The organism is Candidatus Desulfolinea nitratireducens, assembly GCF_982879505.1.
Genome location: NZ_CEYOSI010000067.1, coordinates 1 through 16,084 on the forward strand (window position 1 = coordinate 1; position 16,084 = coordinate 16,084).

12 protein-coding genes are annotated in these 16,084 nt (G+C 47.7%); 4 read left to right on the forward strand and 8 right to left on the reverse strand.

Annotated elements, in window-relative coordinates; all coding sequences use genetic code 11:
• From AC3DOM_RS07770 to AC3DOM_RS07780, 3 genes are all read right to left on the reverse strand, one after another.
• Window positions 1-1,125 (reverse strand): winged helix-turn-helix domain-containing protein (locus AC3DOM_RS07770; protein ID WP_487918470.1); only part of this gene is annotated, 1,125 nt, incomplete at its 3' end.
• Between the two features lie 75 nt (window positions 1,126-1,200).
• Window positions 1,201-1,980, reverse strand: coding sequence for an inositol monophosphatase family protein (locus AC3DOM_RS07775; RefSeq protein WP_487918471.1), 780 nt, complete (start codon window positions 1,978-1,980; stop codon window positions 1,201-1,203).
• Window positions 1,980-2,612 carry a response regulator gene (locus AC3DOM_RS07780; RefSeq protein ID WP_487918472.1) on the reverse strand — a complete coding sequence of 211 codons (633 nt, stop codon included), beginning with the start codon at window positions 2,610-2,612 and terminating at the stop codon, window positions 1,980-1,982. Before AC3DOM_RS07780 ends, AC3DOM_RS07775 begins: the two co-directional genes overlap by 1 nt.
• Before the next feature lie 155 nt (window positions 2,613-2,767).
• Between AC3DOM_RS07780 and AC3DOM_RS07785 the strand changes: the two genes are divergently transcribed.
• Both AC3DOM_RS07785 and lysX read left to right on the forward strand, forming a co-directional pair.
• On the forward strand, window positions 2,768-3,907 hold the full coding sequence (locus AC3DOM_RS07785; protein WP_487918473.1) for an ISAs1 family transposase: 1,140 nt from the start codon (window positions 2,768-2,770) through the stop codon (window positions 3,905-3,907).
• Window positions 3,908-4,185: 278 nt separating this feature from the next.
• Complete coding sequence (gene lysX / locus AC3DOM_RS07790; RefSeq protein WP_487918474.1) at window positions 4,186-5,028, forward strand: lysine biosynthesis protein LysX; 843 nt, start codon at window positions 4,186-4,188, stop codon at window positions 5,026-5,028.
• Here the strand turns inward: lysX and AC3DOM_RS07795 are convergent.
• The 4 genes from AC3DOM_RS07795 to AC3DOM_RS07810 all read right to left on the reverse strand — a co-directional run bounded on the left by AC3DOM_RS07795 (window position 5,009) and on the right by AC3DOM_RS07810 (window position 9,529).
• Window positions 5,009-5,809: a DUF92 domain-containing protein gene (locus tag AC3DOM_RS07795; RefSeq protein ID WP_487918475.1), complete on the reverse strand. Its 801-nt coding sequence runs from the start codon at window positions 5,807-5,809 to the stop codon at window positions 5,009-5,011. The genes lysX and AC3DOM_RS07795 overlap by 20 nt on opposite strands.
• Window positions 5,810-5,832: 23 nt before the next feature.
• Window positions 5,833-6,741, reverse strand: a complete 909-nt coding sequence (locus tag AC3DOM_RS07800; protein WP_487918476.1) for a PH domain-containing protein — start codon at window positions 6,739-6,741, stop codon at window positions 5,833-5,835.
• Window positions 6,738-7,901: a DegT/DnrJ/EryC1/StrS family aminotransferase gene (locus tag AC3DOM_RS07805; RefSeq protein ID WP_487918477.1), complete on the reverse strand. Its 1,164-nt coding sequence runs from the start codon at window positions 7,899-7,901 to the stop codon at window positions 6,738-6,740. The genes AC3DOM_RS07800 and AC3DOM_RS07805 overlap by 4 nt, the downstream gene beginning before the upstream one ends.
• An 86-nt stretch (window positions 7,902-7,987) precedes the next feature.
• Complete coding sequence (locus AC3DOM_RS07810) at window positions 7,988-9,529, reverse strand: proline--tRNA ligase (RefSeq protein ID WP_487918478.1); 1,542 nt, start codon at window positions 9,527-9,529, stop codon at window positions 7,988-7,990.
• A gap of 898 nt (window positions 9,530-10,427) precedes the next feature.
• Between AC3DOM_RS07810 and uvrA the strand changes: the two genes are divergently transcribed.
• Together uvrA and AC3DOM_RS07820 are read left to right on the forward strand one after the other, a co-directional pair.
• A complete protein-coding gene (gene uvrA / locus AC3DOM_RS07815) occupies window positions 10,428-13,346 on the forward strand; it encodes an excinuclease ABC subunit UvrA (protein WP_487918479.1) in 2,919 nt (972 codons plus the stop codon).
• Window positions 13,347-13,653: 307 nt separating this feature from the next.
• Entirely contained in the window at window positions 13,654-15,018 is a 1,365-nt protein-coding gene (locus AC3DOM_RS07820) for a CpXC domain-containing protein (protein ID WP_487918480.1), read from the forward strand.
• 300 nt (window positions 15,019-15,318) lie between these two features.
• Here AC3DOM_RS07820 and AC3DOM_RS07825 read toward each other — a convergent pair whose 3' ends face one another.
• Window positions 15,319-15,972 carry an FHA domain-containing protein gene (locus AC3DOM_RS07825; protein WP_487918481.1) on the reverse strand — a complete coding sequence of 218 codons (654 nt, stop codon included), beginning with the start codon at window positions 15,970-15,972 and terminating at the stop codon, window positions 15,319-15,321.
• Between the last annotated feature and the right edge of the window lie 112 nt (window positions 15,973-16,084).

Genomic DNA, 16,084 nt, shown 5'->3' on the forward strand with positions numbered 1-16,084 from the left:
GGCTTTTTCCCACTGACCTCGTTCTGCATGGACCTCAGCCATTCGATAATATAATGCCTCAACCAGTTTTGGCTCTTCCTCGTTCAAGATCGTTTGCAAGAAGTCCTGGAAGAGATGATGGTATCGAATCCATTTTCCACCTGTACCAACAGGAAGAGCAAAAAGATTATTTTGGAAAATTGTATGGATCAGTTCAGAATAATCTCGAGGTTCTGGTGTGAAGCTGGAGAGAACAACCTCACAAAATTCAGCATCAAAATCCCCCATAAGGGAACTGCGCAATAGAAAGTCACGCATTTCTTTAGGTTGTTGTTCCAGAATCTGATGACCAAAATATTCAAATAAACCTACTCCTGTTGTGCGATTAATTCTAGGAAGATCAGTCTCCCCTTGCTGGGTAGCCATACTGGAGAGCTGCAACCCGGTGATCCAGCCCTCACTCTCTTTCTCTAAGGCTTGGGCAGCGCTTTTTGAGAGGCTCGTCTGATAGTTTTTCTCAAAAAGTGCCTGAATTTCATCTGCTTGAAAGGCAAGCTCCTGATTACTCAAGCCATCTACCTGTTGACGCGCAACCATAAGAGGCAGATCTGGAATCGCTATCAGCGCGCGAGATGAAATGATCAAATGACAATTTTCATCAACAAGTTGAACAAAGCGATTAATAAAGTGCTGTATCTCTTCAACATAATCGACAAGATGATAATCATCCAGGATTACGACAAGGTGCTCACGAGCATGTTCGTATAGATCGTTGACCAGTGTAACAACAAGGCCTTCCATCTGCTCCGGTTCGAATGATGTTATCTTGGTAAGTAGAGATTCCGCCTGTCCGCCAAAACTTGGAAAACACTGTGAAAGCGCCGCGATAAAGTACCCGATAAATCGTTGTGGATCCTTATCAAGAGTATCCAGCGAAAGCCAACAGACTGGTAAATCACTTTGATGGGCAAAATCAATCAAAGCCGAAGTTTTCCCATATCCTGCTGGGGCTGAAATGAGCGTTAGTTTTTTATCAACCAGTTGGTACATTAATGCCAACAGACGCTTCCGAGAGAGAAAATCGGAGCGTCGTTCTGGCACAATTATTTTTGTGCGGCTAATAGGGATTTCAGCAGATAGGCTCATATCCTTCACCCCTATATTGTACACGCTATATCAGGATTTTACTTGCAGCTGCAATGCTCGTGTATTTGACAATAGTCAGACCTTGTTTATCACTGCCATCATCTTTTCATGCAATATCGGTGGGGCTGCGATAATCGATTGTGGCGAGGAAATATAGCTGGGGCCACCATCCAGGTTGGTGACTTTGGCACCTGCTTCTTCAGCAACAAGACCACCTGCTGCAGCATCCCAAGCTTTGAGAGAACGCTCCCAATAACCATCAAATCGACCAGTGCCCACATAACATAAATCAAGGGCCGCAGAGCCAAGGCGACGGACACCTTGTGTCAGCTTGGTAAAGCGACCAAATTCAGCCAGGTTGTCGTTGGGAGTATCCCACATATCGTAGGGAAAACCGGTGACAAGCAGGCTTCGTTCGAGTTCACTCGTGCCTGAGATTTGCAACCCCTCCCCGTTCAACCACGCACCCCGATCACGTTCGGCAGTAAACATTTCGTCACGCATTGGGTCGTAAACGGCAGCAAATTTCATCGTCCGCTTGTGAGCATAAGCAATTGAAACGCAGAAAATGGGGATATGATGTGCGTAATTAACCGTCCCATCCAGTGGGTCAAGATACCAAATATGCTCGTCGTTGCCGTCCACAATACCGCTTTCTTCGGCAAGAATATAGTGGTCCGGAAATTCTTTCAAAATCGCCTGAATGAGGTATTCCTCAGATTGACGATCAACCTCGGTTACGAGATCTATTGCTCCTTTATAGTCTATTTGATGGTTTTTATTATAGCCAGTATGCAAAATTGCGCCGGCATTTCGTGCCAGCTTTTCAATTCCAGCCAGTGTTGGGGAGGTCATTAATTTGTTTTGTCGGGAAAATTCTTGAGAATGATCTCGATTTCCTTTAATTCAGCACGAATTTCAGATCTGTCGCGGTTGGCTTGCTCAAGAATTTGCTCAAATGCAGGGATTTGATCTTCTGGCAAGGTCTTGAGCAAGCGCTCGGTTCTAGTAATTTGAGTATTTTTATGACGTAATTTATTTTCAAGTCTATCTTGATAGCCTGAGTAAAACTTGTCATCCTCAAGGGGCTGCGGGACGGTGGCAGGACCTTGCGTTAGTAACTCAGCAATCGTAAGGAGAAAATCTTCGGTATCAATCGGTTTTTCGATAAAACGCGATGCACCAAGACTAAGCGCAAAGGATTTGTCTTCTTCAGTAACGTATGTGGCCGACAGAAATATAATCGGGATATCATGCGTCTTGATATCAGTACGTAATTTCTGGACAAAGGCATAGCCATCCAGTTTCGGCATGAGAATATCCGTAATGATCAATGCTGGGCGCTCTTTGGCGATCACTTCAAGTGCTTCTTCTCCATTTACTGCCGTGATGACAGGATATCCCTTAAAACGCAGGGTGACAGTAAGCAGTTCAAGGATATTAGGCACATCTTCTACAACCAGGAGTGGACCATGAGGAATATTCATAATATTATTGTACCTGAATAATTTTGCTCGACAAGCGTTCTTCGTATGAATTCTATTACATAAAGTCAAGGTCTATAAGCCCATAATATTGTAGGGCAATCGCATCTAAATTAGTTGTTGGGTTCTGTTATCCTCATTATCGGAGGATAACAGAGATGAAGAACACACCACTAAACAAGCTGGAAGAACATTTTTCAGGAGTTAGAGACCCACGGATAGACCGTACCAAAGACCATAAACTGCTATCTATTATCTCAATAGCGATTTGCGCAATCATCAGTGGCGCAGAAGGCTGGGTGGACATAGAAAACTATGGGAAAAGCAAGATAGATTGGCTAAAGACCTTTTTAGAATTGCCGAACGGCATTCCATCGCACGATACTTTTGGTCGGGTATTTTCATTGTTAGACCCTAAAGAGTTCCAAGAGGGTTTTCATAGTTGGGTAGAGAGTATTCAGAAACTCACCAAGGGGGAAGTTGTTGCTATTGATGGAAAACAATTGCGTGGTTCTCATGATCATTATCTTGGTAAAAAGGCAATTTATATGGTTAGTGCCTGGGCAGAAGCGAATGAGCTTGTTTTAGGACAACGCAAAGTTGATGATAAAAGCAATGAAATTACTGCGATTCCTGAATTACTCAAACTCCTATCTTTAGAAGGCTGTATCGTTACGATAGATGCTATTGGCACACAAACGAAAATTGCAAAAGCGATCATAGATGCTGGAGCAGACTATCTGTTGAGTGTGAAAGATAACCAAAAGACACTTCGTCAAGAGATTGCCTGGCTTTTTGAGTATGACCAGAAAAACGGTTTCAAAGATGTTGCTTATGACCATGCAGAAACAACCGACAAAGGGCATGGACGCATAGAAATTCGAGAATGCTGGAGTATTTCAGAACCGGAGTACGTTCAAAGTCTGAAAAGCACTGCCAAGTGGAAGGGCTTGAAAAGTATAGTTATGGTTAGGTCAACGAGAATAACCACTAAAAAGACCACTGTCAAAACCAGATATTACATCTCTAGCTTGCCAAGCAACGCTAAACATCTATTAAAGGTTGCTCGACGGCATTGGAGCATCGAAAATGAACTCCACTGGGTTTTGGATGTTGCGCTAAAAGAAGACCATAGTCGTGTTCGCAATGGTCATGCCGCTGAAAACTTTGCTGTGCTCAGGCATATTGCACTCAATTTACTCAAGCAGGAGAAATCAGCCGAAGGTGGTGTACGGGCAAAGCAACTACAAGCAGCATGGAATAACGAATATCTGCTCAAAGTTCTACAGGGACAATAATTAGATGCGATTGCCCTACATAATATTGCCGTTTTTCTTGACTAATCACGTTATAGTGGTAGAATGTCGCCCAATATGATTTCAACTTATGGTATTTTTCCCTTTCAGGCTAAGGTTAAACCCCGGCCCGCATCTGCACCTTCGGTGATTGGATTTGTGGGCAGTGTCTGGTTAAAGTAGATTTCATAAAAAAGCGTGCATTAGCACGTATTGATCTGTAACCAAACACGCTCTCCGACATCGGAGAGCGTGTTTTTTGTTTTTCAAAAGGAGTTATTATGATTCGTGTTGGGTTTCTTTACTCTCGTCTACGTGTAGAAGAAAAGTTACTCCTTAAAGAATTTGAAGCACGCCCTGAAATCGAGGTTGTCCGCATCAACGATGGGAAGCAATACTTTGATATTTCAAAACTCCCCGCAGATGTTGATGTGGTTCTCGAACGCTCTATCTCCAACTCACGCGGCCTCTATGTCTCGCGTATCTTCGAGTCGCATGGAATTCCCGTTCTTAATCCCTCGGCTGTCGCTGAAAAATGCGGCGATAAATATATCACCAGCCAAATTCTGGAGCAAAAAAATATCCCCACGCCTCGTGTGCTGATGGCTTTCGACTTAGATGCTGCGTTGTCAGCGACAGATGCAATGGGCTATCCTTGCGTATTAAAGCCCGTTGTCGGCTCATGGGGACGTCTGCTGGCTCGCGTGGAAAGCCACGAGATGGCAGAAGCGGTCATCGAACATAAAGCCTCGCTTGGTGTCAGTCACAAGGTTTTTTATGTCCAGGAATATATCAACAAACCTGGACGTGATATCCGCGCCTTTGTAATTGGAGAGGAGCCAATTGCAGCGATCTACCGCTCATCTGAGAATTGGATCACGAACACTGCACGGGGTGGGGTTGCTACCAATTGTCCACTGACGCCTGAACTTGATGAAATTTGCCGTCAAACAGCACGCGCGATGGGCGGAGGCTTATTAGCGATCGACCTTTTTGAAGCAAAAGAAGGATTTACTGTCAACGAAGTAAATCATACGATGGAATTCAGAAATAGTATCGAGACAACTGGTGTTGATATCCCCGCCCGAATGGTAGATTTTGTGATTAAAGAAGCAAGGAAGTGAAAGCGACCAATACCCCAAAGCCGGCGCAGGCAAAATTAACCCAATCATTCGTCAGCCATTTCCAACCCCGGAAATAACGCGTCTCTGAGCCGCAGAGATGCAGGGGATGGCGTTCGGTTTCCTTCTCGCAAATAGGACAGTAGTATATTGCCTGTATGGTCGCACCGAGAAGTGAATCGAAGAGGGCGCCGAGTAACCCGGCTAAGGTAATCAGCATAAAGATAGGAAAAATACTTCCAGATGAGGAAAATAATCCCGCGAGGATACCGATCAAAGCTGCCCCAGCTAAAGAGGCCAAGGTGCCTGTCACAGAGACGCCACCCGAGGTCCCTTTTTCCACCTTCTGCCTCAGGTTGCTAATCAACCTTGGCTGGGATTTTGCAAGCACGCCCAATTCGGTTGCCCATGTATCGGCATTAACAGCAGCTAACGCTGCAGCGAATCCCAGCCAGGGCCAGAGTGCATCGCTATAAAAGAAATGCAGCGCAGCGAAAAGAGCAGCAAGCCCCCCATTTCCGAACACTTGCATCGCGTCGCGACGACTGCCTTTATCAAATTTTTCCTGTAAATGGGCTTTGCGCTTTTTGAACATCTTGGAAAGCGCGCTGGAAGAAATAAAAAAGGTTAACAGCAAAATTGCCCACTCCCAGCCACCGAGACCGAAGATTAGCGTGCCTTCAAGGGTGGCAGCGATGGCCCCGCTTTTGTCCAGGCTTTTGGCTTTATAGGCGAGAATGGAGATGATCAGGGCGAAGATGAATCCGAGAAATAATTTGGGCATATTAGATTTATGAATATTGAGGGTTATGTAGGCGGTGTAATCGCAAAAAGTACTGCGACGAGAAACAGGATTCCGGTCAGCGTTCCGGAGGCCCAGATGATAAAGGCTAAAATCTGTTGTTCCTCCCAGCGATAGAAATATAAGCCTGCAATCCAGCCGACCACGAAGAGGGCAAAACTGATAAAGGGTAAAAGCATTAATTGTACGGGGGGGAAAGGTGCATGGGGTACGCCGGTTGCATTGAAGCCAAGGGTGATGCTCTCCAAACCAGGGATGAGAATACTTGTCCAGGCGAGGAGTCCAATATTAAGCAAAAGACCGCTCAACCAGAGGTAACGAGCCAGCAGGCTATTCCAGGCCTCAACGACGATAAAGGAAGGGTAGGTTGAAATTGCCGGGGTTGAGGCTAAACTCCCCAATTCGGTGGCAAGTTGAAAATCACGGGCGAAGCGGCGAGGATCTGCGGGTGAAATGGCAAAAACACGTTTTGCGGTTGCCACTAGGAGCAGGGTTTCCACATCTGATGCTAAAAACTCAACCGTCCCCAGATCGGGATGACGCCTCAGACCCAGGATCGATCCCGGCAAACGAAAACGTGGCAGTCGGAGTGGAACCGTCAAATCGGTGGCGGGACGCACCCATTCAATATCGGTCAGCGGGATTTCCTCGATGCGCAGGCCCCAGCTAAATATCAGTTTGTCGCGTCCAAGATGATAATTGGCACGTATGAGAGCGTAGGTACGATAAGCGATTAGAGGTAGAGGGAGAGCAACTGCCAGCGTGAGTAAGATTTGAATCATAAAGACTGGCCCCACTTCAGCCTGGGATGCATTCCAGGAGCCCCAGGCAAATATGCCTGCCAGCAAAGTTAACAAAATGCCAAGAACTACCATGCCACGTTGGCGCGGCGGATAAAAAATGCCCTCGGTCATTTCTCCAGCAATGCCTCAGCTATGGTTTGCGAAACCTGTTCAACCAGCGCTTCGCTCATCACGCCTGAAAATGGGAGCGCCAGACCACGATTCCCCAGATCTTCAGTAATGGGAAAATCACCAGGTTGATAGCCAAATTTTGATACCATATAGGGTTGCAAATGGATGGGGGCAAAATAGGGGCGCACGGGAACACCGCGCGCGATCAGTTTTTGGGCAAGGGCATCCCGGTCGATGGTTGCATCAAATCGGACAACGTAGACAAACCACGACATGCGCGTGGTAAATTTCTCGATGAACTGAATCTCTACATCCTGGATTTCACTCAGGCGGGCCTCGTACCAGCCCGCAACCTGCTCCCGTTTATCAAGCAATTCATCCAACCGAGACATTTGCACCACGCCCAGCGCAGCCGACATCTCGTCGAGTCTGTAGTTGTAACCAAGATGGGTATGGGTGAGCCAGGTATCACCGGGAGCACGGCCCTGATTGCGGAGGGCACGCATATAATCGGCGTTTTCTTCATGATCTGTGATGATCAGACCGCCTTCGCCAGTGGTTATCTGCTTATTGGGATAAAAGGCAAAAACGCCAAAATCCCCGAGCATTCCGGCCGGTTGCCCCTTATATTCTGCGCCAAGGGCCTCGCATGAATCTTCGATCACAACGAGATCATTTTCCCTCGCAATTTCCTTGATCGGATCCATATCAGCAGGCTGACCAAAAACATCTACCGGGAGAATGGCTTTGATCTTTGCATCGCGGTTGGCGCCCTTGCGAGGGAGATATCTACCGATATTCCCGACTGCATCTTTGACCAATTCAGGGTCAATATTCCCGGTGCGCGGATCAATATCCACAAAAACGGGGGTCGCATTCTCAAAGAGCATCACATTCGAAGAGGCGACAAAAGAGAAGGGTGTCGTAATGACAAGATCACCATCGCCGATCCCGGCAGCACGAACACAAAGATGCAGCGCCGCTGTACCGGAATTAACCGCAATGGCGTGCTTTGCACCGGTTCGGTCACAGAAGGCTTGCTCGAAATCCTTTACATATTGGCCCATGCTAAGAATGGGTGTCTCAAGCACATTGGCAACGGCCTGACGTTCTGTATCGGTCAGATCCGGGGAGGACATGGGGATGGGGAGTTTTGGCATAGGGATTAGGGGGTATTTTTTATGATTAGGGTTTTTGGACCTTGACGAGTGAAGAGTGAATTTCACTTTTCACTTCTCAACTTTTACTACAGATTTTCCAATACATAATTTGCAATTTCATCAATCTCGATCAACTCTTTCTCTTTTTTAGAACGAAACTTGATCTCAACAGAACCTTCTTCCAGGGTACGCTCACCAACCGTGATCCTAACGGGACAGCCGATCAGATCGGCATCGTTGAATTTTACCCCAGCGCGCTCATCGCGATCATCAAATAATACGGTGAATCCGGTAGTAGATAAATTTGAATAAATATCTTCGGCGTCAGAACGAGTGTCCACCTTTTTGCTTGGTAGCCAGACCAGATGAATATCATAGGGTGCAACAGCCGGCGGCCAGAGCAGACCATATTCGTCATGATGGCTTTCGGCAACGGCGGCCAGCGTCCGACCGAGATCAAGCGTCCAGCTTGCCATCCAGACAGGCTGATCCTTGCCATTCTCATCTGTATAAGTTGCAGGCTCTGCTGAGCTGATGGGAATAGTCTCTACCAATTCCACTCCCGATACCAGAGCCAGGTTCGTATTACATTTGGGGCAGTGGTCGCCAGCCTGTGTCAAAGCCAGATCGGTGACAATCTCAGCTGTGAAATCACGTCCATAATTGACGTTAAGAAGATGATATCCATCTTCGTTCGCACCTGCAACCAGATTTGGCGATGCGGGAATCAAATCGTCCACTACGACCAGAACACCTTTTACACCAACGGGTGAAGCATATCCCGGGACCGCATTTGCAGCAAGAATTTCCTCATCCGTGGCAGGGCGCAAGGCATCCGCATTCAGAGCCGCGGCCAGTTTGGCTTCGCTCAGATCCATATCGCCGCGCAAGATCGCAAAGACCAACTTTTCCTCATGATCAATTTCCACGATCATAAAGACCGCTTTGGCTGTTTTCTCTTTTGGGAAATTTAAAAACGCAGCCAAGGCTTCAATCGTATGCGCGTTGGGCGTGGCGACTTTTTCCAATTCGCGCGGTTCTTCTGCTGAAAGTGCGCTCTTTGCGCGCTGCGCATATTTTTGTGATTCAAGATATCCACACTGCGGACAGCGGATATAGTTGGTGTTGCCTTTTTCATTGATGCAAGCATAGCCACCACGATCGGTTTTCAAAGCGTTAATTTCCAATAATTTTAATAACTCTTCAAAAAGTTTTTCAATACTGACTTGATAATTATTTTGAATTTCCTTCGAATCAGTCAAGGCATGGATCTTGAGAGCCGGCGAGTGTGCAGCGCCAAACAGACCTGATCTGGGGTGTGCCTGCTGTGTGATCTCTTCGTATGAGTACAGGATACGCGGCAGTTGACGATAGGACTGCACTACTCCGGCAGCCAGGCTAAGGATATTCGCATGCGGGCCGATCTCTTGTCCTCCGCGTGAATCCATTTCGTGACGGAGTCTGGCCCTAAGCTTGTTCAGCGAACGCTGAGCGAGGGGCAGGGTTACGAAATCACCGCCGCTGGTTGCACGGATATAACCACCACGTGCCATCCACTGATAGGATGCGCTTTCTGCGTCGGTGGGGGCTTTTCGAAGGGTGGAACTAAAAATTTCGCTAAGTTTCATATATATTTATGGTAATAAACTATAGGGTACTGGTTAGTTACGGTCAAGGGTGGAGCGGAGCAATTATACCTAATCGGCATGAAATACCCAAAGAGCTTCAGAACCCCAAGAAAAAACATCTGCGGATTATTAGATGATGCGTTGACCATCGGCTTCGAGCAAAAAAATATACCCATTGAAAACCCGACTTGCAATAGCATGCCCTTTGGGTACGCACTTGCGAAGTGCAATGCAAATCTGACATCCTTTCATAACGAATTTTAGGATAGATATTAAATAAAAGAATTGCTTTTGCGAATGCTGATTGTTTTGTCGCTACGATTCTCGCAACTTCATATCCTTTTTCTGCTTCCGACTTTTAGCTAGTCCCTATTACTGGGGCAATCGCATATAAATCAAAAACATAGTTTTTTCTCTTTTCCGCACGGACTGCCCCAAAGGATGCGGCGCGAAAGTCCTTCCTCAGATCAAAATGCCCCACAGGGTATGAAAGCCCTCCGGACTAAAAAGAGCCGGGTTGATCCGACTCCCATATTTTGAGGCAGGGATTAATCCCGCACCGACGGCTGAAATTATTATTTTAACAGCGAATTATTGATGAATTTATTTAGATGCGATTGCCTACCTTTATTAAGGGAGTGGCTAAATAGGTGTGTATCAAAGTGGCATTGCAATGGCTCTGCAGGGATTGGTAATCCCTGCTTTCACAGGAAAATCGCTGGATTACAAAGCCAGCCAGAGCAGATCATTATTTTAATTACACACGAAAAAAGCCGTCCCTTATTACTACCAGGAAAGTCAACCTTGACAGGGCTGGTATACTTAATTTCTTGCGTTTATGAGACAATAATGAAACAAATGTGCTATAATTCACCCATCCCAAATCAAAGGTATTTCTATGGCCTCTAATGTTATTCGCGTGGTTGGTGCCCGCGTCCACAATCTTAAAAATATCACCGTTGAGATCCCGCGTGATAAATTAGTTGTCATCACCGGGTTATCCGGATCAGGCAAATCGTCCCTCGCCTTCGACACAATTTTCGCTGAGGGTCAACGACGTTATGTCGAGTCTCTTTCAGCTTATGCGCGTCAATTCATCGGACAGATGGATAAGCCGGATGTTGAATATATCGAGGGACTCTCTCCAGCAGTTTCAATTGATCAAAAATCCACCTCCCACAACCCCCGCTCCACTGTGGGGACGGTAACCGAAATTTATGATTATCTGCGCTTGCTTTTCGCGAGGGTTGGCATCCCCCACTGCCCAGAGTGTGGACGGGAAGTGGTCAAGCAATCGGCACAAGAGATCGTTGACAAGGTTGAATCGCTCCCGGACGAAAGCAGGATTCTCGTACTGGCTCCGCTCGTGCGTGGACGCAAGGGTACCTATCAAGCCGTTTTCGAGGAAATCCGCAAGGCTGGTTTCGCTCGTGTCCGCGTGGATGGGGAAGTTCACTCCCTTGATGACGAGATCACCCTCGACCGCTACAAAATTCATACCATCGAAGCGGTTGTGGATCGACTCGTTATTCGGCATCATGAAGAAGAGGAAGAAGCTCTCGCGTCACGTACCCGACTGACAGATTCCGTTGAAACAGCGCTCAAATTTGGAGATGGGTATTTAACGACGGCGATACTCAGTACTCGAAATTCGACGATGGATGCAAAAGAAACGAATATCGAATCATCGAATACCGAGTATCATTATTCCGAACATCTCGCCTGCCCCGAACACGGCACCAGCATCGCCGAGATCGCCCCACGCACTTTCTCCTTCAATACCCCCCACGGGGCCTGCCCCGAATGCCAGGGATTGGGGCATAAACTCGAGATCGATCCCAATCTGCTTATTCAAAATTCTGAAATATCCCTGAACGAAGGGGCGATTGGCGCATCCGAATGGGGCGGTCCTCGCGAAGAGGGTGGTTACTATTGGCAGAGTCTCGAAGCAGCTGCAAAACACTATAAAATTGATCTCGATAAACCCGTCAGCGCGCTAAATGAAAAGGAACGTGAGATCATCCTCCACGGCACAAAGGGTGCTGAAGTTGAGATGAAATACCAGAATGCCAAAGGGAATGAATTTACATTCCAGCGCAGCTTTGAGGGAGTGGTCGGCAATCTTGAACGGCGCTACCGCGAAACCAACTCAGAATATATGCGCAATCGGATCGGTGAATTCATGTCGCAACAGCCATGTCCAGCCTGTGGCGGAGCACGTTTGCGTCCTGAAGCTGTCGCTGTCACCGTTGGCGAAAAAAATATTATCGAGATCACCACCTGGCCCGTCGTAGACACCCTCCAATGGGTCGAAACGCTCAATAGTAAAAAATCCCCCTTTGGTGCGCGGGAAAAAATCATTGCCGAACGCATTATTAAAGAAATCATGTCCCGGCTGGGCTTCCTCGTTAATGTTGGCCTCGATTATCTGACACTCAATCGTTCGGCGGGCAGTCTTTCGGGTGGCGAAGCACAGCGCATCCGTTTGGCAACGCAGGTTGGTTCACAGCTGGTCGGCGTTCTTTATGTTTTGGACGAGCCTTCGATTGGCCTGCATCCCCGCGACAATGCCCGTCTCTTGAGGACATTGGAGGGGTTGCGGGATTTGGGGAATACAGTCCTCGTCGTCGAACATGATGAGGAGACAATGCTCACCGCCGATTGGATCATTGACCTTGGGCCTGCTGCCGGGGAACATGGCGGGGAGGTGGTTGCCGAGGGGACTCCCGAGGCGATATTGGCGCACCCCACTTCAATTACCGGAGCATATCTCTCTGGCCGGAAGCAAGTTCCGGTTCCGGACAAACGCCGGACGGGTAACGGAAATCATCTCACTGTTTTTGGCGCCCGGGCAAATAATCTCAAAAATATTGACGTCGACATCCCGCTTGCTAAACTTGTGTGCATCACCGGCGTATCCGGCTCAGGAAAATCCACGCTGATGGTCGATATTCTGTATAGGGCGTTGGCACAGAATTTACATCGTGCCCGCACATTACCGGCTGAACATGAGCGTATTGAAGGGCTGGAATATCTTGATAAGGTCATCAATATTGACCAGTCTCCGATTGGGCGCACGCCCCGGTCAAATCCAGGGACTTATACCAGCCTGTTTGACGAAATGCGGAAACTCTTTGCCCAACTGCCAGAGAGCAAGGTGCGCGGTTATAAACCCGGGCGTTTCTCGTTCAATGTGCATGGCGGACGCTGCGAGGCCTGTCAGGGGCAGGGACAGTTACGGATCGAGATGCAGTTTTTGCCAGATGTCTATGTGCCCTGCGATGTTTGCCACGGTTCACGCTTCAATCGCGAGACACTGCAGGTGAAATTCAAAGGAAACAGCATCGCCGATGTGCTCGATTTGACCATTGAGAAAGGGCTGGAGGTCTTTGAGGCTTTCCCGAAGATGGTCAAAAAGCTGGAAACATTGAGCGAGGTCGGGCTGGGATATATCCGGATCGGGCAACCTGCGCCAACTCTTTCAGGCGGCGAAGCCCAACGCGTGAAATTGTCAAAGGAACTTTCAAAACGCTCAACCGGACGGACCCTCTATGTGCTGGATGAACCTTCGGTGGGTTTGCACGCCGCCGATGTCCATAAGCTGATCGAGGTGCTGCAGCGCCTTGTGGACGGGGGCAACTCAGTGCTGATCATCGAACATAATCCGGATATCGTCAAAACATCCGATTGGATCATTGATCTGGGACCTGAGGGTGGGCATCGCGGCGGTACATTGGTTGCGGCTGGAACACCGGAGGAGATTTGCAAAGTTAAGGAATCTTATACGGGAGAATTTTTGAAGAAGTACTTGAAGTAGTTTGGAGTTAGAAATCAGTTACAGAAAACGTCCCGCAGGTTTTTTTGCAATAACCTGGGGACGTTGCAGTCTACAAACGAAAGGCCCCGTTCCCTTGAAGGGAACGGGGCCTTTTAAAATAAAGATATCTATAAATTTCCTACAAAAAGAGGAAATTTAGCGAGTACAATTGGCCCTGTGAAAAAACAGAATATGATTCTGCAAGGAGCATAGGTATGCGACGAAGCAGTCTCATATTTACAACAAGATTGCGTCGTCAGGCAAAAGCCTTCCTCGCAAATACAGCAGATTATATTAAGGAATATCCATGCCCCAACAACAAATTGCATGTCCCCAATGTAAACAACCCATCGCAGTGAATATTGAACAACTATTTGATGTTACCTCTGATCCCGCTGCCAAGCAACGTTTGCTCGGAGGCATTTCGAATGTCGCCCGCTGCCAAACCTGCGGGTACGAAGGTCCATTGGCAACCCCCATTGTTTATCACGACAATGAAAAAGATTTACTGCTTACCTATTTTCCACCTGAATTGGCGATGCCCGTCAACGAGCAGGAGCGGATTGTTGGCCCGCTGATCACGAAGATCACAAATAATTTAGCCCCTGCAAATCGAAAAGGCTATTTGCTCAGCCCGCAAACCTTTTTTACTTATCAAAGTCTGATGGAACGCATCCTCGGCGCAGACGGGATCACTCCTGAAATGATCAAAGGGCAGCAGGATCGCGTTAACGTGATCGAGAAATTGCTCACTGCCAAGGATGATGAGGCCCGCAAGGAGCTCATCAAGCAGGATGAGAGTCTTTTTGATGAGCAGTTCTTTGGTCTTTTCGGGCAACTCCGTCAGGCCGCCGCATCCAGTGGACAGGCAGAGACAGCGGAACAGATGCAATCGCTCGAAAAGCTCCTGCTCGACGAAACCGAGCTTGGTAAACAACTCCAGGAATCGATGCAAGAAATGGATGCTGCCGCCAAATCAATTGAAGCCTTGGGCGAGGAATTGACCCGCGAAAATTTACTTGATCTGATCGTCGATGCCCCGAACGAATCACGTGTGCAGGCCCTGGTTCGAATGGCACGCCAGGGTTTGGACTATGTCTTTTTCCAGCAGTTGACAGAACGCATTGAGGCCGAAAAAGATGAAGAAAAACGGAAGGAACTGGAAGACCTGCGTGAGCGCCTTCTGGATCAAGTCAACGAGATCGATCGCCAGATTGAAGAGCGCATAAAACAGGCGCAGGGATTTCTGAACTCCCTTTTGGAACAGGAAGATATTGGCCGAGCAACCGAAGCAAATTTACAGAGTTTCGATCAGGGTGTTATCCAGGTTTTGGAATCGATGCTGCATAAGGCGACCGAGGATAAAGATGAGGCTTTACTGGCAAAATTACAGCAGGTGGTAGAAGTGCTTCAAAAGGCGAGTGGACCACAACCTGATTATGAGTTCATTGAGAAATTGATCGCAGCGCAAGGTGACGAGGCGCTGGCAAAGGTTATCAAGGAAAACGAAGAGAAGATCAACGACGAGTTGCTCCAAACCCTGGGCGGAATCGTGGCACAATCGCAGGGTCAGGAAAAAGAGCCCTCTCCACAAGAGAAAGAGATGTTCGAGCAGATGGAGAAAGTCTACAGCGCGGTGCTGAAATTTACGATGCAGAAAAATATGGGGTAGAAGTAATATAAATAGAATTTTGACACACCTCGTATCGAATCTATTGAAGGTGTGATTTTTAGACACTGGTTCATTTTGCCCCCACCCTACCCTCCCCCGCCCTATAAATTTTTAAATAAATTAATATGCTGAGCGGGGGAGGAATGATTCTTCGGGACTTTGGAGCAGCTTTGCTGCTCCAAAGTCCCATTAAAAGAACTGTCCCCCCTGGGAAAGGGGGGACTACAGGGGGGCTGGGATCAATCTGCTTTATAAGCTTTAGTATGAGTTTGTCATAATATTTAGATCATTTGTACTTGGCTATTCAATCGGGTTATCCAACTTGATCCCATGCCCTCTGACGGTGACGATATATTGATGGCGTGGGTCGTGGGAAGCCAGTCTGTCGCGCAGACGGCGGATAAGGGCATCGAGTGCCTGATCAGAGACGCCGAGGGACTCATCCTCACCCCAAACAGCATTCACCAGGTCCGGGCGGGGAACGACATCGCCCTGCTGTTCGTAGAGAAGCCACAATAAACGGAATTGTTGGGCTGAAAGCGAAGGTGTGACTTGCTGCTGGTCTACCAAAACACGGCGGGAACGTAAATCTATCATCAGGCGGCCAATGCGGGTGTTATTATCTGTCAGGGGCATGGTCGCGTCTGAGACGAGAAACATGAATTTTTGGGTAACTGCGATTTGCACAAAATCGCCATCTTGTAAAATTAAAGGGGCATCCACGGTTTCGCCATTGCAATAAGTCCCATTTTTGCTACCCATATCCTCCAGCAACACGCCATCGGAGGTGGGTGTGAGGCGAGCATGGTAACGGGAAATTTTCCGGTCCGGGATAGTCAGATCACAGGATGCATCACGCCCCAAAACAAGGGTGTGATCCAGCGTCCAGCGCTCCCCCTTTAGGGGACCATCCTGCGCTATTAGAATGGGGTAATCCTCAAGATTGGTATTCATCTAAATTAGGAAAAAGATCTGTTTTCGTAGAACAAATATGAGTAGACTCCCGTTTCTCTCGTAATCCATGCGGATTCCGGTGAAAGCATCCACTAATTCCGGTTTATGTCGT

Coding starts and splice junctions, on each gene's coding strand:
- lysX (WP_487918474.1), top strand. CDS start 4,186: ATGATTCGTGTTGGGTTTCTTTACTCTCGTCTACGTGTAGAAGAAAAG.
- AC3DOM_RS07785 (WP_487918473.1), top strand. CDS start 2,768: ATGAAGAACACACCACTAAACAAGCTGGAAGAACATTTTTCAGGAGTT.
- AC3DOM_RS07805 (WP_487918477.1), bottom strand. CDS start 7,901: ATGCCAAAACTCCCCATCCCCATGTCCTCCCCGGATCTGACCGATACA.
- AC3DOM_RS07810 (WP_487918478.1), bottom strand. CDS start 9,529: ATGAAACTTAGCGAAATTTTTAGTTCCACCCTTCGAAAAGCCCCCACC.
- AC3DOM_RS07775 (WP_487918471.1), bottom strand. CDS start 1,980: ATGACCTCCCCAACACTGGCTGGAATTGAAAAGCTGGCACGAAATGCC.
- AC3DOM_RS07825 (WP_487918481.1), bottom strand. CDS start 15,972: ATGAATACCAATCTTGAGGATTACCCCATTCTAATAGCGCAGGATGGT.
- AC3DOM_RS07780 (WP_487918472.1), bottom strand. CDS start 2,612: ATGAATATTCCTCATGGTCCACTCCTGGTTGTAGAAGATGTGCCTAAT.
- uvrA (WP_487918479.1), top strand. CDS start 10,428: ATGGCCTCTAATGTTATTCGCGTGGTTGGTGCCCGCGTCCACAATCTT.
- AC3DOM_RS07795 (WP_487918475.1), bottom strand. CDS start 5,809: ATGCCCAAATTATTTCTCGGATTCATCTTCGCCCTGATCATCTCCATT.
- AC3DOM_RS07800 (WP_487918476.1), bottom strand. CDS start 6,741: ATGACCGAGGGCATTTTTTATCCGCCGCGCCAACGTGGCATGGTAGTT.
- AC3DOM_RS07820 (WP_487918480.1), top strand. CDS start 13,654: ATGCCCCAACAACAAATTGCATGTCCCCAATGTAAACAACCCATCGCA.